Source organism: Flavitalea sp., assembly GCF_035489435.1.
In the GTDB taxonomy this organism is placed as follows: domain Bacteria; phylum Bacteroidota; class Bacteroidia; order Chitinophagales; family Chitinophagaceae; genus DATHKG01.
This window is the reverse complement of record NZ_DATHKG010000009.1, coordinates 44,600-70,552: the sequence shown is the minus strand read 5'-3', so window position 1 is coordinate 70,552 and position 25,953 is coordinate 44,600. Positions and strand designations below refer to the sequence as shown.

The window sequence follows — 25,953 nt, the reverse complement described above, 5'->3', positions numbered from 1 at the left end:
CTCATAGGCAACGATCTTTTAAGGCGGTTTAATCTTATTTTAAATTATGACCGAAGGGATCTCTACCTGATTCCTAATTCGCACTTCAAAGATCCATTTGATTATTCTTATACCGGTCTCGGGATATATATGATAGAAGGGGAAATAGTGGTGGTAGATGTAATGCCCAATTCGCCTTCAGAAGCTGCCGGTCTCAAACCGGGTGATGTGATTATGGCCGTGAGCAACAATTTCACGCGTAACATACAGGCTTATAAGGCCCTGCTTCAGACTCCGGGTCAAAAAGTGAAGATCCTGATAATGCGGGAGGGTGTGCCTCTCATACTCACTTTAAAAGTTAAGAGTATTATGTAACCCGGAAATCTTGATTTCCCCGTCAACTTATCCATCAAAGTATTGTTATTTTGCTGTCCGAGTAATTAGGAGATTCTATGATACAATTTGAAAAGTTTACCCTGGGAAATGGGTTGAGAGTACTGGTGCATGAGGACCATTCCACACCGATGGCAATTTTAAATGTAATGTATGATGTAGGTTCAAAAGATGAAGATCCATTAAAAACTGGATTTGCTCACTTGTTTGAACACCTGATGTTTGGGGGAAGTGTCAACATCGACGACTTTGAAACTCCACTGCAGATGGCCGGTGGCGAAAACAATGCCTATACCAGCAATGATGTCACCAATTATTACATCCAGATACCTTCAGAGAACCTGGAGACAGCATTCTGGCTCGAAAGCGATCGCATGTTATCACTTGCTTTTAATGAGAAAAGCCTGGATGTTCAACGTAAAGTGGTTTCAGAAGAGTTTAAGGAACATTATATCAATAAACCTTATGGTGATGTGTGGTTCAAAATGAGGGAGATGGCTTATGAAAAACATCCATATAAGTGGATGACTATTGGTAAACAGCTGAGCCATATCGAAGATGCCAGCCTGCCCGACGTGAAAAACTTTTTTGCAAAACACTATAATCCCATGAATGCCATTATTGTTGTTGCAGGAAATGTAAAAGGCGAAGAAGTAAAAGCCATGGCTGAAAAATGGTTTGGTGATATACCACCCGGTGAAAAATATGTCCGCAATATTCCGGAGGAACCAATTCAAAAAATGGCCAGAAGAACGGAAGTTAAGGCTGATGTGCCACTTGATGCGCTTTACAAATGCTGGCACATGGATGGGAGACTGGCCCATGGGTATTATGTTGCTGATCTCATTTCCGAGATCCTTGGCGGTGGCGGATCTTCCCGTCTCTACCAGTCGCTTGTTAAGGAGAAAAAGCTGTTTTCTAATATAGAATGTTATCACCAGGGAACAGTTGATCGCGGTCTGCTGACCATCGAAGGCAAATTGGTAAAGGGAGTAACATTGGAAGATGCTGAGATAGCCGTTGATGAAATACTTGATGTTTTGAAACGTGACGGAATTACAGAGAAAGAGCTCACCAAGGTGAAAAACAAAACAGAGTCGGCCATTACTTTTGAAGATATGAGTGTAATGGCAAGGGCAAACAGTCTTGCATTTTACGAACTGCTCGGTGATGCTTCCCTTTTCAATACTGACCGGGAAAAATATGCTGCGGTAACTATGGAAGACATTCTTGAATACAGCCGTCAGATCTTCGATGAGAAGAATTCGAATACCTTGTATTACCGTCGCACTAATTAGAATTTTAAAATAAAAATTAATCCATCAAAAAAATCAGCCTGCGTTGAACGGGCTGCTGACTTTCTTTTAATAAAACAATATGCTGAACAGAACGGAAGCGCCATTAATAAAAGATGCTATTGATTTTGATATCCGCCTGCCGATGAGCGAAAAACATGTCTTATCGAACGGTGTGGAAGTATATGCGATAAACATGGGTAGCGAAGAGGCAATGATGATTAACTGGGTATTTTTCGCCGGGAACTGGTTTGAGCCGAAAAAACTGATTGCCACTGCCGCTAATCACCTGTTGAAGAATGGTACATCCAGGAGGTCCGCTTTTCAGATCAATGAACATTTCGAATATTATGGCTCTTATCTTAATAGATCGTGTTACAGCGAAACCTCCGAATTGGTATTGCACTGTCTCACTAAACATGTTCACGAACTATTACCTGTAGTTGGTGAACTGATCATGGATTCAGTATTTTCAGAAGAAGAACTGGCGACATTTAAGAGGAATTCCATCCAGAAACTGACTGTCGGCTTAAAAAAATCTGAATTCGTCGCCGGCCGTCTGATAGATGCTTACATGTTTGGGGAAAACCATCCTTATGGCAAGTACAGTATGCCTTCTGACTATGAAGCACTAAACCGCGAACAGATTGTTGAGTTCTATGAACAATACTATAAACAGGGGCGCTGCGTAATTTTTGTTTCGGGTAAACTTCCCCCTGATATTATAGAACAACTGGAATTTTCTTTTGGTAAGTTGCCATTAAAATCACACCGTGCTGAGCATTCAAAAGTTGAGCATGCCCTGGAACCTGCTGCAGAAAAGAAATACCGGATCACAAATGATCCGGATGGGGTTCAGGCTGCAATCAGGATTATGCGTCCATTTCCAACCCGCCATCATCCTGATTTTCAAAAAATGAACGTTTTAAATAACCTCTTTGGAGGCTTCTTCGGATCAAGGTTAATGACCAATATCAGGGAAGATAAAGGATATACATATGGCATTCATAGCTACCTGTTGAACTTCATCCATAATAGCGGGCTGATGATAAGTACAGAAGCCGGACGTGATGTTGCCGAAGCGACTATAGATGAGGTTTATAAAGAAATGTTTATCCTGCGCGTTGAAGAAATAGATGAAGAAGAGCTCCTGATGACCAGGAATAGTATGATCGGTAGCATACTGGGAGACCTGGATGGTCCCTTTCATGTTGCGGCGCGCTGGAAAAGCATGATCCTGAACAATCTTTCACCGGAATATTTTTACAAGAGCATCAATATCATAAAAACGGTTTCCGCGGAAGAATTGAAAGCACTTGCCAATAAATATCTTCAGCCAACCGACTTTTACGAATTGGTAGTGATCTGATAGTCGGTTTATATGTAACTTGTAAAGCATAAAATCTATTTCATGAAGTTCATCATGCGCATCATCGTGACTTCTATTGTTGCGTTCGGCTTGTCGTATATCCTGGACGGGATATCGATCGATACTTTCTGGACCGCCATCCTGGTAGCCATCGTGCTGGCAATTCTGAATGCCATAATCAAACCTATCCTCATTATACTGACCTTGCCGATAACCCTTCTTACACTCGGGCTCTTTCTTTTTGTAATCAATGCGCTCATCATACTTTTTGCTGAGCGACTGATCACCGGATTCAAAGTTGATGGTTTCTGGTGGGCACTCCTTTTCAGTTTGCTACTTTCGCTGGTGACTTCGTTGATGTACCGCGAAGAGAAAAAAGAAAAATCTCATAATTCTTAGATATGCAATTCGACCGGAAGAATCTCTCTGATGATGAACTGAAAAAGTTTTATAAAACATTATTGCTTCCGCGGCTGATTGAAGAGAAAATGCTTTTGTTACTACGGCAGGGACGGATTAGCAAATGGTTCAGCGGTATTGGCCAGGAAGCGATCTCTGTTGGCGCCGCCCTCGCGCTTGAGAACGACGAGTGGGTGATGCCCCTTCACCGTAACCTCGGCATATTTACAACAAGGGGAATGCCACTGAATAAGCTCATCAGGCAATGGCAGGGCAGCCATGATGGTTATAGCAAGGGCCGCGAACGTAGTTTTCATTTCGGGTCAGCGGAGCACCATATCTGTGGTATGATCTCACATCTTGGCCCACAGCTTGCGATTGCAGATGGTGTAGCGCTTGCACATAAACTTCGCCAGGAAAACAAGGTTTCGGTTGCCTTCACAGGTGAAGGGGGGACAAGTGAAGGTGACTTTCACGAGGCACTGAATATAGCCGCTGTATGGGAATTACCTGTGATATTCATTATAGAAAACAATGGCTATGCGCTTAGTACCCCTGCTGCCGAGCAGTACCGCTGTGGCAGCCTTACTGAGAAGGCAAAAGGTTATGGCATGGATGCGGTGAAAATCGACGGCAACAACCTGCTTACCGTTTATGATACTATAAAGGGAGTAAGAAATTACTGTATAAAAAATCAAAAGCCATTCCTCATAGAATGCGCCACATTCCGCATGCGCGGCCATGAAGAGGCGAGCGGGGTAAAGTACGTACCTGAACACCTGTTCGAGATCTGGCAAATGAAGGATCCCGTTGCCAGGTTTGAAGAATACCTGGAAAGTTCCGGTGTGTTAACAGCCGGAGAAATAGAAACTATCAGAACGCAGATAAAAGAACACATAGAAGAAGAAGTCAGATCAGGTTTCGAATCACCAAAGTTGAGAGCAGACTCATCAGTGGAGCTTGGTGATATTTATGCCCCACTTAAACAAAAACCTGTTAAAGAACCTGAGTTTTCGGTTGTTGAACACCGTGACCTCCGATTCATTGATGCAATAAGCGAAGGATTGAGCCAGAGCCTTGATAAACATGAACAGTTGGTTATAATGGGACAGGATATAGCAGAATATGGAGGTGTGTTTAAAATTACTGAAGGCTTCGTTGAGAAATACGGAAAGACCCGTATCCGGAATACACCTTTATGTGAAAGTGCTATTATTGGTACCGCGCTTGGTTTAAGTTTGTCGGGCATTAAAAGTGTTGTTGAAATGCAGTTTGCGGATTTTGTTAGCGTTGGCTTTAACCAGATTATAAACAATCTTGCAAAAATTCATTACCGATGGGGGCAAAATGCAGATGTAGTGATCAGGATGCCATGTGGCGGTGGTGTGGGAGCTGGTCCGTTTCACAGCCAGACAAATGAAGCCTGGTTTGTTCATACACCCGGATTAAAAATTGTATACCCTTCAACACCTTATGACGCGAAAGGTTTGCTTATTGCGGCTATCAACGACCCTAACCCGGTGATGTATTTTGAACACAAAGCTCTTTACCGAAGTGCACATGGGCAGGTACCATCAACTTTCTATGAGGTTGAGATTGGTAAGGCAAGACTTGTTGAAGAAGGCGATGATATATCGATAATCACATATGGTGCAGGTGTACAATGGGCCACAGAATATGCATTGGAGAATCAACATATTTCATTTGACATACTTGATCTGCGCACTTTACTTCCGCTTGATTACAGTGCAATCAGTTCATCTGTAGCAAGAACAGGTAAAGTAATTGTGTTACACGAAGACACTCTTACAGGTGGGCTCGGAGGGGAAATAGCTGCCTGGATTGGGGAACATTGTTTCAATTTGCTCGATGCCCCGGTATTAAGATGTGCCTCGCTCGATACTCCGGTTCCTTTCAGTATAGAACTTGAAAACAACTTCCTGGCAAAAAGCCGCCTTTCTGAGTATGTTGATAGATTGCTTGATTATTGAATACTAAAAGGCTAACAAACAACGGTTAAACTTTAAATTTTATTAGCGTTTTTGTCGAAAATAAACGCGTTGTTTATGGTAAATGTTCTCGGAATTGTACGCGCTGGTGCAAATAGAAAAAATAATTCGACCTCCCTGGCAAAATACATAAGGCGGATGCAATCAAATACCAACATAAGTTGTGTATTTTTACAAAAAATACAGATATATGAACCTTTTTGTAGCGGGGCTGCCTTATGATCTTGATGATGCAGAACTGATGGAAATCTTTGAGAAATTCGGCGCTGTTACCTCAGCTAAAGTTGCGATGGACAAAGAAACCGGAAAGAGCAGGGGATTTGCCTTTGTAGAGATGCCTAACGAAGCAGAAGCAAAAGATGCAATTGAAAACCTAAACGATATTTCTCTTGGTAAAAAACCACTTGTTGTAAAACAGGCAGAAGAGAGAAGCTCAGGTGGTGGTGGTAATCGTGGTGGTGCTCCGGGTGGCAATCGCGGTGGTGCTCCTGGAGGTAATCGTGGTGGTGCACCAGGTGGTGGTTTCAACAACCGCCCGGGCAACAGGGATAATAATAGAGATCGCAATCGCTACTGATATTATTACAGCGGCCTGAATATTTGTGTTGACAATACGGTATCGGTTATGGATCGCCGGTATCTGTCAAACAGATATTCAGGTTTTTTATTTTAGACAATCGATACCTGCGCATATTGTTATAACAACGTTTAAGCATCTGGGTGATAATCTTGTTGTGTATTTCATAATTCATAACTCATAATTCATAACTCTCTTGAAGATTGGTGACCTATCGCGATCTGACTATAATGAGCTGATCAATGTTTGGGAAGCTTCTGTCAGAGCTACGCATGATTTCCTTACCGAAAAAGACATCATGTTTTTTCGCGATTTAATTTTAAATAAATACTTTGATCTCGTAAGGTTGAAATGCGTTCGAAACAGCTCCGGGGTTATAATGGGGTTTATTGGAACCACTCCTGAAAAAATCGAATTGCTTTTTATTCATCCTGCATTCAGAGGAACTGGTATAGGAAAATGCCTGGTTCGATATGCAGTGGAGCAACTCGGCATCCGGTCGGTAGATGTGAATGAACAAAATACCCAGGCTGTCGGTTTTTATTATGCGTTAGGGTTCTCTCTTGTAAAACGTTCACCATTGGACGGGATGGGAAAACCATATCCAATCCTTCACCTGGGAATGAATCATAAGTCTTAAATTCTATCTATGTCAATATCATCACAGACTGAACTGGCAGGTATGAAAGCGATCAGTGAAGCAGTAGCGGTCACGTTAAAACAAATGCGGGAATATGCCCGGATCGGAATGACTACAAAAGAGCTTGATGAATATGGCAGAACAATCCTTGAAAGATTTGGAGCTAAGTCTGCTCCAAAACTCACTTACGGATTTCCCGGTTGGACATGTATCAGTGTCAACAACGAAATAGCACACGGAATACCATCAACTGCAACAGTCCTGAAAGACGGAGATTTAGTGAATGTCGATGTTTCCGCTGAACTAGATGGCTTCTGGTCAGACAATGGCGGGTCCTTTGTATTGGGCGAAGACATAAATAACCATAACCCCCTGGTTGAAGCTTCAAAAAAAATCCTTTACAAAGCAATAGCAACAGTAAAACCAGGTATGCGCATCGCTGAGCTGGGAAAAATGATCCAGGGTGAAGCTGCCAGCCATGGATATAAAGTGATAAAAAACCTGGTTGGTCACGGTATAGGCCGTAGTCTTCATGAGGCACCAAAAGAAATTCCATGTTATTATGATCGCTTCAATACTAACAGGTTCCGAGTGAATTCTGTGGTCGCAATAGAAACTTTTATCTCAACAGGATCCTCACATGCTTATGATAACGGCGACGGATGGACCTTTGTTACCAGGGATGGGAGTTTTGTTGCGCAACATGAACACACGCTTGTAATCACTAACGATGGCGCATTGGTTCTCACCAAAAGCAATGGGATTTAAAACCAGTTGGCAGCCTGATGTAATGTTCACCCCAACGCCCGGTCCGGTTTAATGACACCAGGGTTTAAAACGCCTGTTTGCCATATGAAGGGCCATAGAGTACCATACCGCTGCGAACACCGGTGTGCTTGTCATTATTTACAACAAGCTGACCATTAACTATAACAAAGCGAAAGCCGGTTGAATATTGATGAGGGTTTTCGTAGGTAGATTGATCTGCCACCTTGTTTTCATCAAACACAACAATATCTGCCATCATACCTTCGCGGAGAAGTCCCCTGTTTTTCAAGCCAAATTTCTGTGCGGGAAGTGAACTCATTCTCCTGATTGCTTCTTCAAGGGTAATCACCTTTTTATCCCGTACATACATTGAAAGCACCCTGGAATTAGTGCCATAACCACGTGGATGTGGTTTTCCCTGGCCGTATTCCCGGATGCTGGCGTCGGAAGCAAACATGTTAAACGGGTATCTCATTATTGCTTCTACATCTTCATCACTCATACCATGAAAAACCATACCTGCACCACCCTGTAACATCATTTCAATAACCGTTTCGGCTTCGTACTTAGCCTTATGTTTTTTGCCTTTGATCAGGTTGATTGCCTCCACAGATTTACCGTTTAATGTTGTATCAGCTTTATGATAGGCCACTACAGCATAGCTGAAATGTTTCAGTTTTCTTTTCTTAAGGTTTTTCAACATCTGTGTTACTACATATTTTCTGACTTCAGGTCTTTGCAGCCTTGCTTTCACAGAATCAGATCCATCTGCAAGTATTTCATCGGGTATCATGGTGCTCATGGAAGTACTGCTGGCGGTATAAGGGTACTGGTCAATCGTTACATCAAGGCCTTCTGATCTTGCTGAAATAATCATTGGAAGCGACTCACTGGAACGTCCCCAGTTACGCTGGCCGCTCAGTTTGAAGTGGGATATTTCGACAGGTATTTTTGCTTCTCTGCCGATAGTGATTGCTTCGTTGATAGCGATCAGCACACTATCTCCCTCATTCCGCATATGAGATGCATATAATCCATTATATTTTGAGGCGATCTTCGCGAGCCTTACGATTTCATCTGTTTTGGAATAGGTGCCCGGGATATAAATAAGACCAGTACTTAGACCCACTGCTCCCTGCAGCATTCCATCCTGCACCAGCGATTCCATCTTTTGCATCTCTGCTTCGGTTGGTGCACGGTTGGCATTCCCGATAACAGCACGTCTTACATCATTGTGACCTAATAAGGTGGCAACGTTGATGGACAAACGCAGACTGTCAATAAACCTGAGATAATTTGCAATTTCAACTTTAGAAGCTCCACAATTACCGGTTACTACGGAGGTAACACCATCCAGGATGAAGTTATCGGCGGTCGGTGTTTTGAGCTCATCGCCTTCAATATGAGTGTGCACATCGATGAACCCTGGTGCTACTATAAGCCCGGTGGCATCAATAACTTTAGCGCTACCGGCTTTAATATCTTTTGCAATCTGAACGATCTTTCCGTTCTTAATGGCAACGTCGCTATAATACCAGGAGTTCCCCGACCCATCTATAATTTTTCCATTCTTTACTACAAGATCAAAAGTAGTATCCTGTCCAAAAGCCAGTACGGGTAACAATAGAATGATTAGCAGTATTTTCATTGATTCCGAAATTATCTAAAATAGCTCAATTAGCAATGACCGGCACTGCAATTAGTATGCGCAGACTTTGGTTAAAATTTCGTTTCTCAAAAATGAAATTGTAAATTGTCCAGGCTTCAATGTTTACCTCATAACCAAATTGAAAATGAATTTTCGACCTTTTATTGATCGTGCATCCTTTGAATCTACATCCGGGACCATTAGTACCGCGTTTTCAAAATTTTATAAGCCACTGTTCTACTTTGCGTTTGAACAGCTGCAAAATAAGGCCAGGGCAGAAGATGCGGTTGCCACTGCTTTTCTTGAATGTTGGAAAAATATTTCGGATGATCCTGAAGTTGCATTTACTGCTTCCCGGATTGAAGATGATCTCTATGAATATGCGCAACATTATTGCCACCGTCATCTTAACCAATTGTACCGCGACCGTGTTTTGTCAGATATTTTTAATAAAGAAATTGCTCAGGATAAGATTAATCTTAAGATCATAGAGGCAAAAGTAATTCAGCAACATGCGTCAAAAACAGGAGTATAAGAATTAAAATCGGTAAATGGAAGTGTAAAACACCTTTGGGATAACAAATTTTCAGGCTTGCTTTGATTGGGAACACTATAACTCAATCAAACGATCATATGCCTGAAAACACAAACCTTATCCCCCGTTTAATTTCGGATTCTATTAAAGGTAAACTATCCGAGTCCCGTAAATCTGATCTGGAAGCCTGGACTGCGATCACTGAAGAAAATAAATCCCTGGTCACCACCTTAAGCAATGAAAGCGAAAGGAACGCCAGGATCTCCCGGTTTAATTTGGCAGATGCGGATGCTATCTGGAACAATCTCCGCGCCAGGGGAAGAAGCGAAAGTGGCTATCAACTTGAAGGTAAACCGGTAGCGGTTGTGCCTGTTTCGCTCGCTCTTAAAAGCTTTCTCATCACTATGGCAGTTCTTGCAGTTATCTGTGTAGCTGTAATATTCTACATGACCATTTCTAATGTCAAAAATCACAGGTATCCTGTTAAATCAATTCAAAGAAGCTTTCGGTTTTAAAACCACGGCTTGCCACCGCGCCCACCGCTTGCCACGGGTATAATAATTGCAGCCGTAATTTCAACTGACAATTATTATGAAGAACTTATCAGCCCCGCCAAAATTGATAAAGAAATTATCAATGTTACCGATATTGATATCAACTTTATTACTGTTTTCATGTAGCGCAGAACAAAAGTTAAAAAGACGCATTACCGGTGAATGGAATGTGGCTGCATATACAGAACAAAATGTTGAAGGAGAAGATGGGACCGTTGACAATGCCGGTACCATGTCATTCTATAAAAATGGCAAAGGAGTCAAAAATATTACTGGTATTTCGTGGATAAGAAATTTTAAAGAAGGGCGCGAATTCCGCTGGCAGAATAGTGCAAACACCGTTACATTGTTTGATAAGAATTCAATTTTTGCAAAGTCATGGATCATTACCGTTAACAAACAGAAAAGACAGGAATGGAAGTCTACCGATCGGGGAAATGTTCAGACCTTACAATTGCGCAGATAAATACAAACGGCCGGATTTACGTCGCGACTGTCGTTTTCTTTTAGTTGTCAATCCTCTTTTGCACCCTTCTCACCAACAAACCATTGTTCTTTGTTCTTAAACAATACATTAAAAGTTGTTAAGGAACCATAAATCCGGGTGATATATTGTTGAAGATTTACCTTGTCTTCATCAGTAAGTTTTTTATTTGAGTTGATCTGTTGTTCCAGGACCCGTATGCGATCACGAACCATTACTATCTTATGGAAAAAAGCATCAACCGGTATTTCTTTTGGCTTTTGGGTTTGATCCTTTGGTTGTAACAGCATAGTACCACCGATCCAACGATCGCCTAGTGGCACTACCTCGCTGAAGTCTCCCCATAACCGGAGTATTTTCAATAAAGATTTTTCGGTTTCAACAGAGGTTTCGATTTCTGAACTTACGTTCTCCGGAATAATTTCATCCAGGCGATTATCATTCTTATCAATCTCCTTTATCCCATGATTGATAAAGGAAATGATATAAACTGCATATTTGATACCGACAATTACACCCGGGCCAAAATTTGTGTGTTGTAAGCGGGTGCCGATTCCCAATGTAAGTTGATCCATATAATAATCCTGTTAAATAATAGTCCTGTTAATTTATGTGTCTTTCCTGAAATCGCTCATCATTCGCTTCATCCTAAGGAAACGTTGATATGAAGTTTTTATGTAAGATTGAAATTCGTAATCGGTACTGAATTGAACAAATTCAACGGAAGGTTTATACTTTATCATAAAAGTATCCAGATCCGGACCCCTCAGGTTGGTGAGCCTGATTACAAGCGACCGGCTGAACCTGTGATATATATAGCGTTCTTCCTCCTCTCTTAACAAACGATCCTGGAATGCAAGCATTCTTCGGTTTTTTTTGAAGTTGAACATGTTGATCAGTTCATTTATATCCAAACCAACACCCCCTGTTGAGGGATTTATCGAAGTACCGAATGAGGGTTTATGGAAGTTGAACGCCTTCGCATAGTCTTCACGGTTTTGAAGAGAATCTCTTTTATAACTGGGGGGCATCACCTGCACAGGCCTTAACTCGGAAACATTTACATGAAGCAGAATTTCGAAATTCAAAGCGTTTCCGATAGCGCTAACAGCATATTTAGGGGTTGGTTTGTTAAGATATGAAAACCATATGGAGTCATCATCATTTACAGCGATACTGTATTTTCCGGCTGAATCAGTAATAGTTCCTCTACCAGCAGTGCTCAAAACAGTCACTGCCTCCAACGGATTACGGCCCGTAATATCATAGACCCTTCCGGAAACCCTTAATTGTTGTGCACACAGATCCAGGCTGAGCACAACACATAATAAACAACCGAAAAGCACCCGAAAGGTAGAATTACCGCAATACAAAAGCTTGGTTTAAGATGTGATATTAATATAACCATACCGATAAACAGTGGATGGCGGTTATTTTAACTCTTTTTTCAGTTGATTAGGGATGACTTCATTTATTTTCTGATAATAGTTTTTCAATGATGCGGGGAAAATGGGCATGTTCAAGGGCATGCACCCTTGCTGCCAGGGTTTCGGGTGTATCCTCTTTCGTAACCGGGCATGACACCTGGAAAATTATCCGGCCGTCATCGTAAACTTCATTTACAAAATGAATACTAATCCCGCTTTCTGCGTCTCCTGCTGTAATGACAGCTTCATGTACCCTGGATCCATACATTCCCTTGCCGCCATATTTTGGCAGCAACGCGGGATGAATGTTTATAATTTTTTCCGGGTAGGCTGCTATAAGCTTTGTGGGGATTTTCCATAAGAATCCGGCAAGCACGATAAAACCGATTTGTTTTTCAAGAAGCTGCGGCACATAGGCGTCGCCATCGAAAAACCGTTCTTTGTCAATTATTAAGGTCGGGACTTCATAATTCCTGGCTATTTCAAGAACGCCGGCTCCCGGTTTGTTACTAACGATAAGGGATACCCTGGCCAAAGGACTGTTTTTGAAATGTTCAATAATCTTTTTTGCATTGCTTCCTGTTCCCGAAGCAAAAACGGCAATATTCTTCATCGCGCAAATCTAAAGGCAAAATCCCAACTCATTTCCTCTTCTTTCCCTTGATAAATCTCAATAGTTTCTTTTCATATTCCCAAAAAAATGGAAATTGACCAAAAGGTAAACTTACCAAGAGGATACAGAATGGCCAGATAAGCGTGACAATAATCAGGTAAATAATCCAATAGCCAACTGGTTGGTCAGGATCCAGGTAAGGCATGAGCTTTTTCGCCAGCAAACCGGTCAGACTTCCGCCAATTGCAAAAACACAAAAGATCAGTACGAAGCGAATTCCCGAAACTCCCCATTTTTTTTGAAGCCTGTCGAACATCCAGCAAACCTATTTTAAAACATTCAAAATGGAAGAACACACATTAAAATTTTGGCCCTGTTTGTATACCGGATTTTTTATTAAGAGTTATACCGGAAGGGCCGATAAAGACGAATTGACAAAAACATGACATAATAGCTCAGACATATTAAAAAAGTGGGTTACATTTTATCAAAACCCGCGTCACGACTGCGTCAAAAAAATATTTAACATGTTGATATAATGTTGAAATCCTGACTTATTTTTGCAGCCAATCCAGGAAATTTTTCCACATAATTTCATCATATTCAATTGATATGATTGGCCAGAGACGAAAAGCTAACAGAGTATTTTTATCCTTACTAATTATCACGGCATTCTCATTCGGTAATAAATTATCGGCTCAGGACGGTAAAACATTGTTCACGATCAATTGTGCTTCCTGTCATGGGGTGTTGAAAAAAGGTTCAGGTCCGGCACTTACCGGCTTTGAAACCCGGGGACCCTGGAGTGATCGCGCAAAATTGTACGACTGGGTTCATAATCCCGCCAAATTCATGCAGAACGACCCCTACACTTCGGGGTTGAAAGCGCAGTTTGGCATTGTGATGACTGCGTTTCCATCTTTAACTACTAAAGAAATTGATGCAATTGCTGATTATATTCAGAGTGTAAAACCGGCTCCGGCTGGTCCCACCGGTGACCCAAGTACCCCTGGAGGCGAGGGTAAATATGGTGAAAGCGATAATGCAATTCTATATGGTGTTCTTACCCTGATCCTGGCTGTTGTTGCCCTGATCATGTTGCAGGTAAACAGCAATCTCCGCAAACTTGCAGATGAAAAAGACGGGCTCAGAACCCACGAACCGATTCCTTTTTACAGGAATAAGACTTATATCACGCTCCTGACACTTATCTTATTTGTAGTTGGCGGTTTCTTCGTAGTAAAAGGAGCGATAGGCCTGGGCCGCAATCAGAAGTATCAGCCTGAACAACCAATATATTTCTCCCACAAAGTTCACCCCGGTCAAAACCAGATCAGTTGTCTTTATTGCCATGGACCTGCTTTCGAAGGCAAACAGGCCACTATTCCATCGGTTAATGTTTGTATGAACTGTCACATGAACATTGCTGAATATTCCGGACCGGCTATTTACAAAGAAGATGGTTCTGAGGTTAACGGAACTGCCGAGATCCGGAAATTATACGATTACGCGGGCTGGGATCCCCAGCAGGGCAAATATGTAAAAGAAGGCAAACCAATTCCCTGGGTTAAAATTCATACACTTCCTGATCACGTATATTTCAATCACTCACAACATACCAAAGTAGGCCAGGTGCAGTGTCAGACCTGCCACGGCGAAATCACCGCTATGAACGAGGTGTACCAGGCATCAGATTTAAGTATGGGCTGGTGCGTTAACTGTCACCGTGAAACAAATGTCAATTTTGTTGATTCAACTGGTGAGAAAGGCAACAAGTTCTATAGCATTTATGAAAAGTACCACAACGAAATCAAGTCGAAGCAAAGAGACAGCGTTACCGTTAATGAAATCGGCGGCCTGGAATGTCAAAAATGTCATTACTAATATATCTGAAAGTGTATGCCTGAGCCTGTTAATGTAAGATTTAAACAGGTCGGGAACATATTTCTTATTGATTACAAATTTTTCAAACTGATAATAAATGGCTAATAAAAAATACTGGCAGAGTTTTGGGGAGCTTAACAGATCCAAAGCGCACAAAAAACTGTCGGAAAATGAGTTTCAGGAAGATCTGCCTTTTGTTGGAGAAGATGGAACTGATCTTGGGGCTGACGGCACTTCACGCAGGGACTTCCTGAAATATATGGGATTTACCACCGCTGCGGCCATGGCAGCAAGTTGCCAGACTCCTGTAAACAAAATGATTCCTTACCTGAACAAGCCCCAGGATCTTGTGCCTGGAATGGCTGACTTTTATGCTACCACTTATGTGAACGGCGGAGAAGCGGTATCTATTGTTGCGAAAGTGAGGGATGGCAGACCAATTAAGATCGAAGGGAACACATTATCAACTATAACAAAGGGAAATACTTCCGCGCGTGTGCAGGCAGCTGTGCTGGATCTTTATGACAGTGCGAGGATCCGCTTCCCTATGCAAAAAGGACACGCAATCAGCTATGACGACCTGGATAAAAAATTAGCAGTTGAAATGACTGGCCCGGTTGTATTACTAACTTCAACCATAACATCACCTTCTACAAAAGAAATAATTACAGGTTTTCTTTCAAAGGATCCCGCAAATCGTCACATTCAATTTGACCCGATTTCCTACAGCGGTATCCTTCTTGCGAACCAGGATTCTTACGGTAAAAAGGCAATTCCTTCTTATCACTTCGAAACAGCTAAAGTAATCGTGAGCCTTGGTGCTGATTTTCTCGGAACCTGGCTAAACGCCGTTGAGTACCAGAAAGCCTATACAGCAGGAAGAAAAATTAACCAGGCGAACCCCGAGATGAGCAAACACTTTCAGTTTGAAAGTATGATGAGTATGACCGGGGCAAATGCCGATGACAGGATAACTCACAGACCTTCAGAATCCGGCCTGGTCGCAGCAGCTCTCTTAAGTGCTGTTAACGGTCAGGGTGCAACAGGTGTTGAAGGAAAGGTAAAAGCCGGAATTGAAAAGGCCGCTAAAGAACTTGTTGCAAACAGGGGAAGGGCGCTGGTTGTTAGCGGAAGCAATAACAGGGAAATCCAGTTGATTGTAAACGCCATCAACGAAGCTGTTGGAGCAAATGGAACAACTATTGACTGGTCCGCACCATTGCTTTCTTACCAGGGTTTAGACAGTGAGATGACTGCACTTGTAGCAGATATGGAAGCTGGCCGCGTAGGCAGTTTGCTTATCTATGGTGTTAACCCTGCTTACGAATATTTCGATGGCGAACGATTCAAAAAAGCTTTAGCCCGGGTAAAAACAACCTTGTCATTTAACGACAGGCTCGATGAAACTACTGAATTATGTAAATACGTACTTCCAGCTCCTCACTTTTTAGAGAGCTGGGGTGATGTGGAGATCAAAACCGGTTATTTCAGCATGTTGCAGCCGACTATCTATCCACTTTTTCAAACACGTCCTTTCCAGGATTCTCTGTTGAAATGGAGCGGGGCCACTGGTAATTATGAAGCTTATTTCAGAAATTTCTGGCTGACCAGACTTGGAAACCCGGATCTCTTTAATAAAGCTTTACAGGAAGGAGTAATTGAACCAGCCGCGCCGGCACTGGCATCAGCCGCTTACAATGCAGGCAGCACAGCAAGTGCTATATCTACAGTAGCAGGTTTGAAGAAAACCGGTAAATATGAAGTGGTTGTTTACCAGAAAGTTTCAATCGGTGATGGCAGACAAGGTAACAACCCATGGTTGCAGGAACTCCCTGATCCGATTACTAAGGCTACCTGGGACAACTATGCGATTGTGTCGCCGCAATTTGGTAAAGAAGTTCTTGGTATAGACCTGAACAATCAGGGTGAAGCAGATGATTACGAGGTATTCATGAAGAAGCCCGTAATCAAATTAAAGGTCGGGGGCAAAGAAATGAATATCCCGGTACTGATCATACCCGGTACCCAGGCCAACACGATAGCAGTTGCAGTTGGTTACGGAAGAAACAGCACTAATAAAGATAATTCCAAAATAAACCTCGGCCGTGCGATTGCAGGAATCGGGCAGAATGCTTATCCATTGCTTGCTTTTAACGGAACATCCGTAAGCTGGCTCGCAGGAGAAGCTACTGCCGAGTACCTGAAATCGGAAGATTATGAAGTTGCGCAAACACAAACTCATAGTACCTACGAAGGCCGCCACGAAGTAATCAAGGAATTCACCCTTGCTGATCTCAAAAAGAACCCTGAATTGGTTCGTGAAGAGCGGAATGTAGAACTCAAAGCCTACGGTGGCATCGAAAAATTTGAAAAAGATGGAACCCTTTACCCGGTCTATGAGAGACCAGGGATCAAATGGGGGATGGCAATTGATCTTAACAGCTGTTTTGGTTGCGGAGCTTGTGTGGTTGCCTGTAACGCGGAAAATAATGTTCCGGTTGTAGGTAAAAGTGAAGTGCTGCGCTTCCATGAGATGCATTGGTTAAGAATTGACCGTTATTATTCTGCCGCCAATAATAATGTTGATGATGCAGATGGAGTGCAGGTAATATTCCAACCGATGCTTTGTCAGCATTGTGATAACGCTCCTTGTGAGAATGTTTGTCCTGTTGCAGCTACAAGTCACAGCAGCGAAGGAATAAATATGATGATTTATAATCGCTGTATCGGTACAAGATATTGCGGTAATAACTGCCCTTACAAAGTACGTCGCTTCAACTGGCTTGATTATACAGGAGCTGACAGCTTCCCCGATAATCAACTGAAAGAAGGAGTAGGCAAACTCGACGACGCAGTATTTGCGATGAACGATGATCTTACCCGTATGGTGCTCAACCCTGACGTCACTGTTCGTAGCCGTGGTGTTATCGAGAAATGTTCTTTCTGCGTTCAAAGAACCCAGGAAGGCAAACTCAAAGCGAAAAGAGAAAACCGCAGACTTGATGATTCAGATGTGAAAACAGCTTGTCAACAGGCTTGCGCAGGAGACTCTATCGTGTTTGGTGATGCAAACAATCCGGAATCAGAACTTAGTCGGGTAAGAAGGGAAAACAGCAACAGGCAATTTTATTCATTGGAACAGATTCACACAATACCAAATGTGAGTTATCTCGCCAAGATCAGGAACACAGAACATATCAGTGCACATGCAGAAGCTGCCGAACACATGTCGGGACCTGCTGCAACCGGAGCCGGCCATGAGGCAGGGGAAGGCCAGCATTGATAAAATACAAATTATAGAACAACGAATAATACCGGGCCTTGCCAGTGTTAAGCAGGTAAGGCGAAAATCGCAAAATATATGTCATTATTAAGGTACGAATCGCAAGTCAGGCCTGCACTAGTAGATGGAGATAAGACCTACCATCAGGTTACTGAAGACATTGTGCGCCCGATTGAAGCAAGCCCGAGCAAACTATGGTGGTTTGGATTTATCATCTCTGTCATTTTCCTGACGTTTGGTATTTATTCAGTTTACAGGGAGGTTACTTACGGCGTGGGACAATGGAACCTGAATAAAACGATCGGATGGGGTTGGGACATTACTAACTTCGTTTGGTGGGTTGGTATCGGTCACGCCGGAACATTGATTTCTGCGATTCTACTATTGTTCCGCCAGGGTTGGAGAACAGGTGTAAACAGGGCAGCGGAAGCGATGACGATATTTGCGGTTATGTGTGCCGGCCAGTTTCCGATCTGGCACATGGGCCGGGTTTGGATGGCGTTTTTCGTACTCCCTTATCCGAATACGAGAGGACCTCTCTGGGTTAACTTTAACTCACCATTGCTTTGGGATGTATTTGCAATATCAACCTACTTTACCGTTTCGCTTTTATTCTGGTATTGCGGGTTACTTCCGGATTTCGCAACGGTTCGTGACCGTGCAAGGCTGAAATGGAGAAAATATATGTATGGTCTCCTCGCTTTTGGATGGACCGGTTCAACAAAACACTGGCAACGTCATGAAAGTCTATCACTGGTACTTGCAGGTTTAAGTACTCCGCTGGTACTTTCAGTTCACACCATAGTATCCTTTGACTTCGCAACCTCGGTAGTACCGGGCTGGCACACAACTATCTTCCCCCCATACTTTGTTGCGGGTGCAATCTTTTCAGGTTTTGCCATGGTGCAGACGCTATTGCTTATCACACGTAAAGTGCTGGATCTTGAAGACTATATTACTGTTGAGCATATCGAGGTCATGAACAAAGTAATTGTGCTTACCGGCTCGATTGTCGGTATCGCCTATCTTACTGAGTTGTTTATTTCCTGGTATGGTCAGAATAAATATGAATCCTGGGCATTCTTCCAGAACAGGGCAAATATATTCAGCCCATATGGCTGGAGTTACTTTCTGATGATGGGTTGTAACGTTCTATCTCCGCAGATTTTTTGGTTTAGGAAAATGCGTCGGAATATCCTGGTTACATTTTTCATGTCCATCATCGTGAATATCGGAATGTGGTTCGAACGTTTTGTGATCATCGTTACTTCTGTTTACCGCGATTATCTGCCAAGTAGCTGGAGTACTTACTATTCACCGACTATTTATGAAGTCGGCTTTTACCTGGGAACTTTCGGCTTATTTTTTACCTGTTTTTTCCTATTTGCAAAATTCTTCCCGGTTATTGCAATCGCGGAGATCAAGCATATTCTGAAGAGATCAGGTGACAACTATAAAACAGGAATGGATGTGGTTGAACACCAGAAGACCGAAGAGTTTTATCATGATCAACACAGTGAACATCACTGACTTTAATTCACAAACACAAATCGCTATATGGCTCGTAAAAAATTTGTTGTAGGATGTTTCGATGAGGAAGGCGTTTTATTTAATGCGGTAAAGAAAGTTCGTAAAGCCGGCTATAAAATGCATGATGTGTATACGCCTTTCCCGATCCACGGCCTCGACCGCGTGATGGGTTTGCGTGATACAAGTATCCATACCGCCGGATTTCTCTATGCTATCTTCGGTACAAGTACAGCTTTAGGTTTTATAACCTGGGTGTTTACCAAAGACTGGCCCCTGAATATTGGTGGTAAGCCACATTTCGCATTGCCAGCCTGGATACCGATTACCTTTGAATTTACAGTGCTTTGTTCTTGCGTTGGGATGGTACTCACATTTTGTTACCTCTGCCAACTCGCTCCATTTGTAAAAAAGCATCATTTTCACGAACGCGCAACAGACGACCTGTTCGTGATGGTAATTGAGTGTTCTGCAAAAACAAATGAAGCGGAAGTATCTGCTTTCCTTGCTGCAAACGGCGCGGTTGAAGTGAATACGCAGATTGCCGAAACCGGTTGGTGGCTCGGAACTTATGACAAAGAGAAAAAATTATACGCAGATAGTCCAGAACCTGTTTCAGCATAATTGACGAATAACCATTAAGATGAAAAAATTATCAATCATAACTGTTTTTGTCCTGGCCATTGCGATGTGGAGCTGTGGAGACAGTATACAACGAGAGCCTTCAAGAGCTTATATGCCGGATATGTCTAAGAGCAGGGCTTATGAAACTTATGCAAACCTGGATACGCTGAAAGCTCAGGGCATTCGTTATACGGCAACACCTGTAAGCGGGACTATCAAAAGAGGAGAATTATTTCCGTTCCCGATTCCTATTGACAAGCCCGGAGATTCTGTACATTATGTTGCCTCACGTGGGATCTCTAACCCGATTACTACCCTTACCCCTCAGCAAGCGAAAGAAGCAGAAAGACTTTATCTCGTGAATTGCGGTATCTGCCACGGTACAACATTGAATGGTAACGGACCATTATATAAAGATGGTACCGGTCCATTTGGTGTAGCTCCAAAAAACCTGGTCGATGATCCGATAGTTTCGGTTATGCCTGAAGGACAGATGTTCTACTCTGTTACCTATGGAAAAAATCAAATGGGTCCTTACGCTTCACAGCTTAGCACCACACAGCGCTGGATGGTTGTGAAATATGTTAAGGACAAACAAATAGCAAAAAAAGGCGGTGGAAGTACTAAACCTGCAGGTGATTCTACTGCAGCTAAAGCCGGTCCGGCAGAAGCAGCCGGTGCTCCGGGTACACTGGCGCCCGCAACAGGAGATACTTCAAAATCAAAAAAATAAGGTCACGATTACAGAATACAAAAATTGTTGATAATGGCTACTAAAGATTTTTTTACAGTCCCTAACCGATACAGAACCTGGTCATTAGCCCTGATTGGTGTAGGGTTGTTGTCAGTGATAGTTGGGTTCTTTTTGTACGGGACCGGAGATGTTCATCATAAAACCAGGTTTTGGGCAACACTGCTGCATAACAGCGTTTACTTCCTGCTTATCTGCAATGCAAGCATGTTCTTTATCTGTGCTACAACACTGGCCTGGGGCGGTTGGCAAATAGCGTTCAAACGTATTCCGGAAGCAATTTCGGCAGCGGTGCCGGTAATCGGGGTAATTGCATTTGTAGTTCTCATGTCTATAGCTTTGGGCGGTCATCATATGTCCCATATTTATCACTGGACTGATACTGAAGCTGTTGCAAATGATAGCATATTGAGCGGCAAAAGCGGTTTCCTGAATGTCAAATTTTTCGCCATCTGGACCATCCTTACAATCGGATTCTGGAGTATCCTGGGTTATAAAATGCGTAAACTTTCAAGAGAGCTGGACGAAAAACCGGTCGCCAGCCGGGAAGAAGGGCGCAAATACATCTGGAAAAATACCGTTTGGGCTGCAATCTTTATAGTTTGGTTTTCTCTTACAGCAATGTCAGTCACTCCCTGGCTATGGCTGATGAGTATCGATGCACATTGGTATTCCACAATGTATAGTTGGTACTCATTTGCAAGTATCTTTGTGGCCGGAATGTCGTTGATTGCTTTATATATTATTTATCTGAAAAACCAGGGATATCTCGAGTATGTAAACGATGAACATCTGCATGATGTCGGTAAATTTATGTTTGCTTTTTCTGTGTTCTGGACCTACCTGTGGTTCTCTCAATATATGCTGATCTGGTACGCAAATATTCCTGAAGAAACCGTTTATTTCAAATCCCGGATCAAAGACGGAGCCTATAGTGGAATCTTCTGGCTCGTACTTATTATCAATTTCCTTGCACCTTTGTTATTGCTAATGAAAAGGGGTTCAAAGAGAAACTATACAATGATGGCTTTTATGTCAGTGCTCATCCTCGTTGGTCACTGGCTCGATTTCTACCAAATGATTTTCGCCAGTGTTTTAAAGGAGCATGTAGAACTTGGATTGTATGACATAGGGGTAGCTGCCGGCTTTGTTGGCACTATTATGCTGGTAACCGGAAATGTGTTAAGTAAAAATGCCCTGGTGGCAAAGAACCATCCATTTGTGAAAGAAAGTATCATACATCATACTTAAAATCTTTTAGTATATCATGTCTACAACAGCTATTTTTCTTTTATCGATCCTGGGTCTGGGCTTTCTGATTACGTTCCAGATCGCCAAGGCGAGTGAGTATGTGTCGGTCCTGAAAGGTGAAAAGAAAGCCTTTGAGCAAACTAACCGGGTGAACGCCTTTCTTATGGTGGTTTTCCTGGTGCTGGGGCTTATTGGAGTCTGGTGGTGCAATAAATTGTTCTATCACAAAACCCTGCTGGTTCATCCTTCAGCCTCTGACCATGGTGAAAATGTAGACACCATGATGTTCATCACCATCGCTGTAACGGGTGTCGTATTTGTAATCACGCAGGTTCTTCTTTTCTGGTTCGCCTATAAATACCAGTACAAGGAGAAAAGACAAGCTTACTTTTTTCCGCATAATAACAAACTTGAAATACTCTGGACAACCGTACCGGCAATTACGCTGGTTATCATGGTAGGCTTTGGATTATTGTACTGGTTTAAAATAACCGGTGATCCACCACAAAATTCGATGGTTGTGGAGATTACCGGTAAGCAGTTTAACTGGATTTACCGTTATCCGGGTAAAGACAACATTTTCGGAAAAAAGTATTTTAAAAACATCAGCGAAATAGAAGGAAATGAACTTGGTCTGTTATGGGATGATCCTGCGGGGCATGACGATGTTATCATTGCAGGCCAGCCGATGTACCTGGTAAAAGGAAAGCCCGTACAATTGGTTATTGGCTCAAGAGATGTTATCCATGATGTAGGTTTGCCACATTTCAGATTGAAGATGGATGCGGTTCCGGGAACGCCTACCACTCTTTGGTTCACACCCCGGTATACAACTGAAGAGATGCGCAAGATTACAAACAATGAAGCGTTTGAATATGAAATCGCCTGTGACCAGATGTGTGGAAATAGTCATTATTCAATGCGTGGTGTAATAAAAGTGGTAACCCAGGATGAGTTCATTTTGTGGAGAGCAAGTCAGAAAGCAAAGTATGCGGAACTATTCCCTCCACAAGGTGGAGCAGCTCCGACACCAGCAACTCCGGCTCTTGACAGCACCAAAAAAGTTTCGCTTACCCCACCGGTTAAAGCAATAGTTAAGAATTAAAAAGTATCCGAAAACCTTTTTAAAGTCAAAAAAACAGAATTCTCATGAGCAACGAAGCGGCAATGCATGGACACCCTGAAGTGATTACAACTCATGAAGTGCATCATGATGAACATCATGAGCATCATCATAAACAATCATTTATTTCCAAGTATATATTCAGCCTCGATCACAAAACAATCGGTAAACAATTCCTTATCACAGGAATGGTTTGGGCGATTATCGGTGGTCTGATGTCAGTATTATTCCGGCTGCAGATCGGTTATCCTGATGAATCTTTTCCATGGCTGGAATCAATTCTCGGACGTTGGGCCGAAGGCGGAAAAATCAGTGCAGAAAACTATTATGCGCTGGTGACGATGCACGGAACGGTGCTGGTGTTTTTCGTTTTGACCGGTGGTCTTAGTGGTACTTTCGCTAATATTCTTATTCCCCTGCAAGTTGGAGCAAGGGATATGGCTTCTCCACTGATGAACTGTATGTCTTATTGGTTCTTTTTCGGAGCCAGTATAGTGATGTTATCATCATTGTTTGTTCAAACTGGTCCGTTCAGCGGCGGTTGGACGGCTTATCCCCCATTAAGCGCACTTGGCGCAGCATCGCCGGGTTCAAAAGTAGGGATGGATCTCTGGATCACAGCTATGGCCATGTTTGTAGTTTCACAGTTACTTGCCGGCCTTAACTATATCAGCACAGTATTGAACATGCGTACAAAGGGAATGAGCATGACAAGGTTGCCGCTTACTATCTGGGCTTTGTTCTTTACTGCCGTACTCGGAGTATTGTCATTCCCCGTTTTACTTTCAGGTTTCATCCTGTTGTTGTTTGATCGTCATGCAGGCACCAGTTTTTATCTTTCTGATATCTTTATCTCCGGGGGCGGGGCATTGCCTCACGAAGGTGGAAGCGCAGTACTTTATCAACACTTATTCTGGTTCCTTGGTCACCCCGAGGTATATATTATATTGTTGCCAGCCATGGGTATGGCTTCAGAAATCTTATCGGTCAACTCAAGAAAACCAATCTTTGGTTATATGGCGATGGTCGGCTCATTATTCGCCATTACTATTCTAGGGTTCCTTGTTTGGGCTCACCACATGTTTGTATCCGGTCTTAACCCTTTCCTGGGTTCTGTATTTGTGCTGCTTACATTGTTAATTGCCGTTCCCTCAGCTATCAAGGTATTTAACTGGCTTACAACACTCTGGCGTGCGAACATCCGGTTTACCCCGGGTATGATGTTCGCCCTTGGTTTCGTGAGTTTTTTTATCTCTGGTGGTCTTACAGGTATCTTCCTGGGTAATTCCACGCTGGATATTCACCTGCATGATACCTATTTCGTTGTTGCGCACTTCCATATTGTAATGGGTGTGGCTTCATTCTTCGGAATGTTCGCGGGTATCTATCATTGGTTCCCTAAAATGTTCGGCCGATACCTGAATAACACTATGGCTTATATCCATTTCTGGGTTACCATCATAGGCGCTTACCTGATCTTCTGGCCAATGCACTACCAGGGGCTGGCGGGTATGCCACGCCGTTATATGGATTACAGCGGATGGGAATCATTTAAACATTTCACCGAACTAAATAAATTCATATCAACAGTTGCAATGGTTGTTTTTGCTGTGCAACTGATGTTTGTGTTCAATTTCTTCTACTCAATATTCAAGGGAAGAAAAGTTACAACTCTAAATCCATGGGGTGCAACAACACTTGAGTGGACAACACCAATCAATCCAGGTCACGGGAACTGGCCAGGCGAAATCCCTGAAGTTCACCGTTGGGCTTATGATTATTCAAAAGATGGAAGAGAGTTTATTCCACAGACAGAACCAGTGAGTGCAAATGAAAGCAAACACTAGTTGTTTGGAGCTCACTATAAATAACAGGTTATGAAATGATGCAGCAGGAAACCGTGAAGTCGTCCAGTTCTTTTACAATCGCCAGCAAGGTGAGAGATTACATGCTGTTGATCAAGTTCAGTCTTAGCTTCATGGTCGTGTTTTCGGCGGTAATTAGTTACCTCCTTGCGCCAAATATTGTGAGTTATGACTGGGGTATGATCATGCTCTTATTCATCGGTGGTTTACTGGTGACCGGGAGTGCAAATGCAGTAAACCAGGTTGTTGAAAAAGATACAGATGCGCTGATGAAGCGCACTGCGAAAAGGCCTATAGCTTCAGGAAGAATGACACAGTCTGAAGGTTGGGTTTTTGCGGCGGTTAGCCTGGTGGCTGGTCTGTTTATACTTTATTATTATTTCAATGCCCTTTCAGCATTTATGGCTTTTTTCAGTTGGTTCATGTATGCATTTTTGTATACCCCGTTGAAAAAAGTAAGTTCAATATCTGTGCTGGTTGGTGCAATTCCCGGTGCGTTTCCTTGCCTGATTGGCTGGACTGCGGGCCAGGATGATCTGAGTGCTGGTGGATGGGTGTTGTTTGCTATCCAGTTTTTCTGGCAGTTCCCGCATTTTTGGGCTATTGCCTGGATAGCACACAAAGATTATACTAATGCAGGTTTCAAGTTGATGCCCTCTGTTGAGGGTCCAACAAAATATTCGGCGATACAGTCGATCATTTATTCAATGGTGTTGATACCGGTAGGAGTTTTACCCTTCCTGATTGGCATGAGTGGTACGATAGCATTGGTTACTGTTTTTATTGCTAATATTTTGATGGTTTGGCAATCCGTGAGATTGTACCGTGAGATGGAGGTTAAGGCAGCAAGGAGAGTGATGTTTAGCAGTTATATTTATCTGCCGGTTGTATTGCTGGTGCTTCTTGCCGATAAAGTATGGTAAAAGAAGTTGTGAGTTGTGAGTGGTTAGTGGTT

General features: G+C 42.7%; 25 protein-coding genes. 20 read left to right on the top strand and 5 right to left on the bottom strand.

Annotated features, from left to right (window positions below; genetic code table 11):
- The 8 genes from VK664_RS00970 to map all read left to right on the top strand — a co-directional run.
- On the top strand, positions 1-354 hold a 354-nt coding region (locus VK664_RS00970), incomplete at its 5' end, for a PDZ domain-containing protein (protein WP_461396720.1).
- Positions 355-431: 77 nt separating this feature from the next.
- Positions 432-1,670 carry a M16 family metallopeptidase gene (locus tag VK664_RS00965; RefSeq protein ID WP_461396719.1) on the top strand — a complete coding sequence of 413 codons (1,239 nt, stop codon included), beginning with the start codon at positions 432-434 and terminating at the stop codon, positions 1,668-1,670.
- 79 nt (positions 1,671-1,749) lie between these two features.
- Positions 1,750-3,036: a M16 family metallopeptidase gene (locus tag VK664_RS00960; RefSeq protein WP_461396718.1), complete on the top strand. Its 1,287-nt coding sequence runs from the start codon at positions 1,750-1,752 to the stop codon at positions 3,034-3,036.
- A gap of 42 nt (positions 3,037-3,078) precedes the next feature.
- Positions 3,079-3,435, top strand: coding sequence for a phage holin family protein (locus VK664_RS00955; protein WP_461396717.1), 357 nt, complete (start codon positions 3,079-3,081; stop codon positions 3,433-3,435).
- Positions 3,436-3,437: 2 nt separating this feature from the next.
- A complete protein-coding gene (locus tag VK664_RS00950) occupies positions 3,438-5,426 on the top strand; it encodes an alpha-ketoacid dehydrogenase subunit alpha/beta (RefSeq protein WP_461396716.1) in 1,989 nt (662 codons plus the stop codon).
- 208 nt (positions 5,427-5,634) lie between these two features.
- The gene (locus tag VK664_RS00945; RefSeq protein ID WP_458921925.1) at positions 5,635-6,021 is read left to right on the top strand and encodes an RNA recognition motif domain-containing protein; all 387 of its coding nucleotides are present in this window, start codon (positions 5,635-5,637) and stop codon (positions 6,019-6,021) included.
- 196 nt (positions 6,022-6,217) lie between these two features.
- Positions 6,218-6,661 (top strand): GNAT family N-acetyltransferase, encoded by a 444-nt coding sequence (locus VK664_RS00940; RefSeq protein WP_461396715.1) that lies wholly within the window; start codon positions 6,218-6,220, stop codon positions 6,659-6,661.
- 9 nt (positions 6,662-6,670) lie between these two features.
- On the top strand, positions 6,671-7,429 hold the full coding sequence (gene map / locus VK664_RS00935) for a type I methionyl aminopeptidase (protein WP_461396714.1): 759 nt from the start codon (positions 6,671-6,673) through the stop codon (positions 7,427-7,429).
- Positions 7,430-7,493: 64 nt separating this feature from the next.
- On the opposite strand, the gene VK664_RS00930 is transcribed toward map, so the two are convergent.
- Positions 7,494-9,077 carry an N-acyl-D-amino-acid deacylase family protein gene (locus tag VK664_RS00930; protein WP_461396713.1) on the bottom strand — a complete coding sequence of 528 codons (1,584 nt, stop codon included), beginning with the start codon at positions 9,075-9,077 and terminating at the stop codon, positions 7,494-7,496.
- Positions 9,078-9,222: 145 nt separating this feature from the next.
- Between VK664_RS00930 and VK664_RS00925 the strand changes: the two genes are divergently transcribed.
- The 3 genes from VK664_RS00925 to VK664_RS00915 all read left to right on the top strand — a co-directional run bounded on the left by VK664_RS00925 (position 9,223) and on the right by VK664_RS00915 (position 10,632).
- Positions 9,223-9,612 (top strand): RNA polymerase sigma factor, encoded by a 390-nt coding sequence (locus VK664_RS00925; protein WP_461396712.1) that lies wholly within the window; start codon positions 9,223-9,225, stop codon positions 9,610-9,612.
- 98 nt (positions 9,613-9,710) lie between these two features.
- A complete protein-coding gene (locus VK664_RS00920; RefSeq protein WP_461396711.1) occupies positions 9,711-10,127 on the top strand; it encodes a hypothetical protein in 417 nt (138 codons plus the stop codon).
- A gap of 76 nt (positions 10,128-10,203) precedes the next feature.
- Positions 10,204-10,632 (top strand): hypothetical protein, encoded by a 429-nt coding sequence (locus tag VK664_RS00915; RefSeq protein ID WP_461396710.1) that lies wholly within the window; start codon positions 10,204-10,206, stop codon positions 10,630-10,632.
- A 47-nt stretch (positions 10,633-10,679) separates the two neighbouring features.
- Here the strand turns inward: VK664_RS00915 and VK664_RS00910 are convergent, their stop codons facing one another.
- From VK664_RS00910 to VK664_RS00895, 4 genes are all read right to left on the bottom strand, one after another.
- Entirely contained in the window at positions 10,680-11,225 is a 546-nt protein-coding gene (locus VK664_RS00910) for a hypothetical protein (protein ID WP_461396709.1), read from the bottom strand.
- Between the two features lie 33 nt (positions 11,226-11,258).
- On the bottom strand, positions 11,259-11,969 hold the full coding sequence (locus tag VK664_RS00905; RefSeq protein WP_461396708.1) for a peptidase associated/transthyretin-like domain-containing protein: 711 nt from the start codon (positions 11,967-11,969) through the stop codon (positions 11,259-11,261).
- A gap of 148 nt (positions 11,970-12,117) precedes the next feature.
- The gene (purN, locus tag VK664_RS00900; RefSeq protein WP_461396707.1) at positions 12,118-12,690 is read right to left on the bottom strand and encodes a phosphoribosylglycinamide formyltransferase; all 573 of its coding nucleotides are present in this window, start codon (positions 12,688-12,690) and stop codon (positions 12,118-12,120) included.
- Between the two features lie 28 nt (positions 12,691-12,718).
- Positions 12,719-13,006 (bottom strand): DUF6787 family protein, encoded by a 288-nt coding sequence (locus VK664_RS00895; RefSeq protein WP_461396706.1) that lies wholly within the window; start codon positions 13,004-13,006, stop codon positions 12,719-12,721.
- Between the two features lie 398 nt (positions 13,007-13,404).
- Here VK664_RS00895 and VK664_RS00890 point away from each other — a divergent pair, with 398 nt between their 5' ends.
- The 9 genes from VK664_RS00890 (at position 13,405) to cyoE (ending at position 25,921) form a co-directional block, all read left to right on the top strand.
- The gene (locus VK664_RS00890) at positions 13,405-14,574 is read left to right on the top strand and encodes a c-type cytochrome (RefSeq protein ID WP_461396705.1); all 1,170 of its coding nucleotides are present in this window, start codon (positions 13,405-13,407) and stop codon (positions 14,572-14,574) included.
- A 97-nt stretch (positions 14,575-14,671) separates the two neighbouring features.
- The gene (locus VK664_RS00885; RefSeq protein ID WP_461396704.1) at positions 14,672-17,857 is read left to right on the top strand and encodes a TAT-variant-translocated molybdopterin oxidoreductase; all 3,186 of its coding nucleotides are present in this window, start codon (positions 14,672-14,674) and stop codon (positions 17,855-17,857) included.
- A 78-nt stretch (positions 17,858-17,935) separates the two neighbouring features.
- A complete protein-coding gene (nrfD, locus tag VK664_RS00880; protein WP_461396703.1) occupies positions 17,936-19,387 on the top strand; it encodes an NrfD/PsrC family molybdoenzyme membrane anchor subunit in 1,452 nt (483 codons plus the stop codon).
- 27 nt (positions 19,388-19,414) lie between these two features.
- Complete coding sequence (locus VK664_RS00875; RefSeq protein WP_461396702.1) at positions 19,415-20,008, top strand: DUF3341 domain-containing protein; 594 nt, start codon at positions 19,415-19,417, stop codon at positions 20,006-20,008.
- 19 nt (positions 20,009-20,027) lie between these two features.
- Positions 20,028-20,741, top strand: a complete 714-nt coding sequence (locus VK664_RS00870; protein WP_461396701.1) for a c-type cytochrome — start codon at positions 20,028-20,030, stop codon at positions 20,739-20,741.
- A 33-nt stretch (positions 20,742-20,774) separates the two neighbouring features.
- Positions 20,775-22,010 (top strand): quinol:cytochrome C oxidoreductase, encoded by a 1,236-nt coding sequence (locus VK664_RS00865; RefSeq protein WP_461396700.1) that lies wholly within the window; start codon positions 20,775-20,777, stop codon positions 22,008-22,010.
- A gap of 16 nt (positions 22,011-22,026) precedes the next feature.
- Positions 22,027-23,115, top strand: a complete 1,089-nt coding sequence (locus VK664_RS00860; protein ID WP_461396699.1) for a cytochrome c oxidase subunit II — start codon at positions 22,027-22,029, stop codon at positions 23,113-23,115.
- Between the two features lie 44 nt (positions 23,116-23,159).
- On the top strand, positions 23,160-24,980 hold the full coding sequence (locus VK664_RS00855) for a cytochrome c oxidase subunit I (RefSeq protein ID WP_461396698.1): 1,821 nt from the start codon (positions 23,160-23,162) through the stop codon (positions 24,978-24,980).
- 35 nt (positions 24,981-25,015) lie between these two features.
- Positions 25,016-25,921, top strand: coding sequence for a heme o synthase (gene cyoE, locus VK664_RS00850; RefSeq protein WP_461396697.1), 906 nt, complete (start codon positions 25,016-25,018; stop codon positions 25,919-25,921).
- The last annotated feature ends 32 nt before the right edge of the window (positions 25,922-25,953 follow it).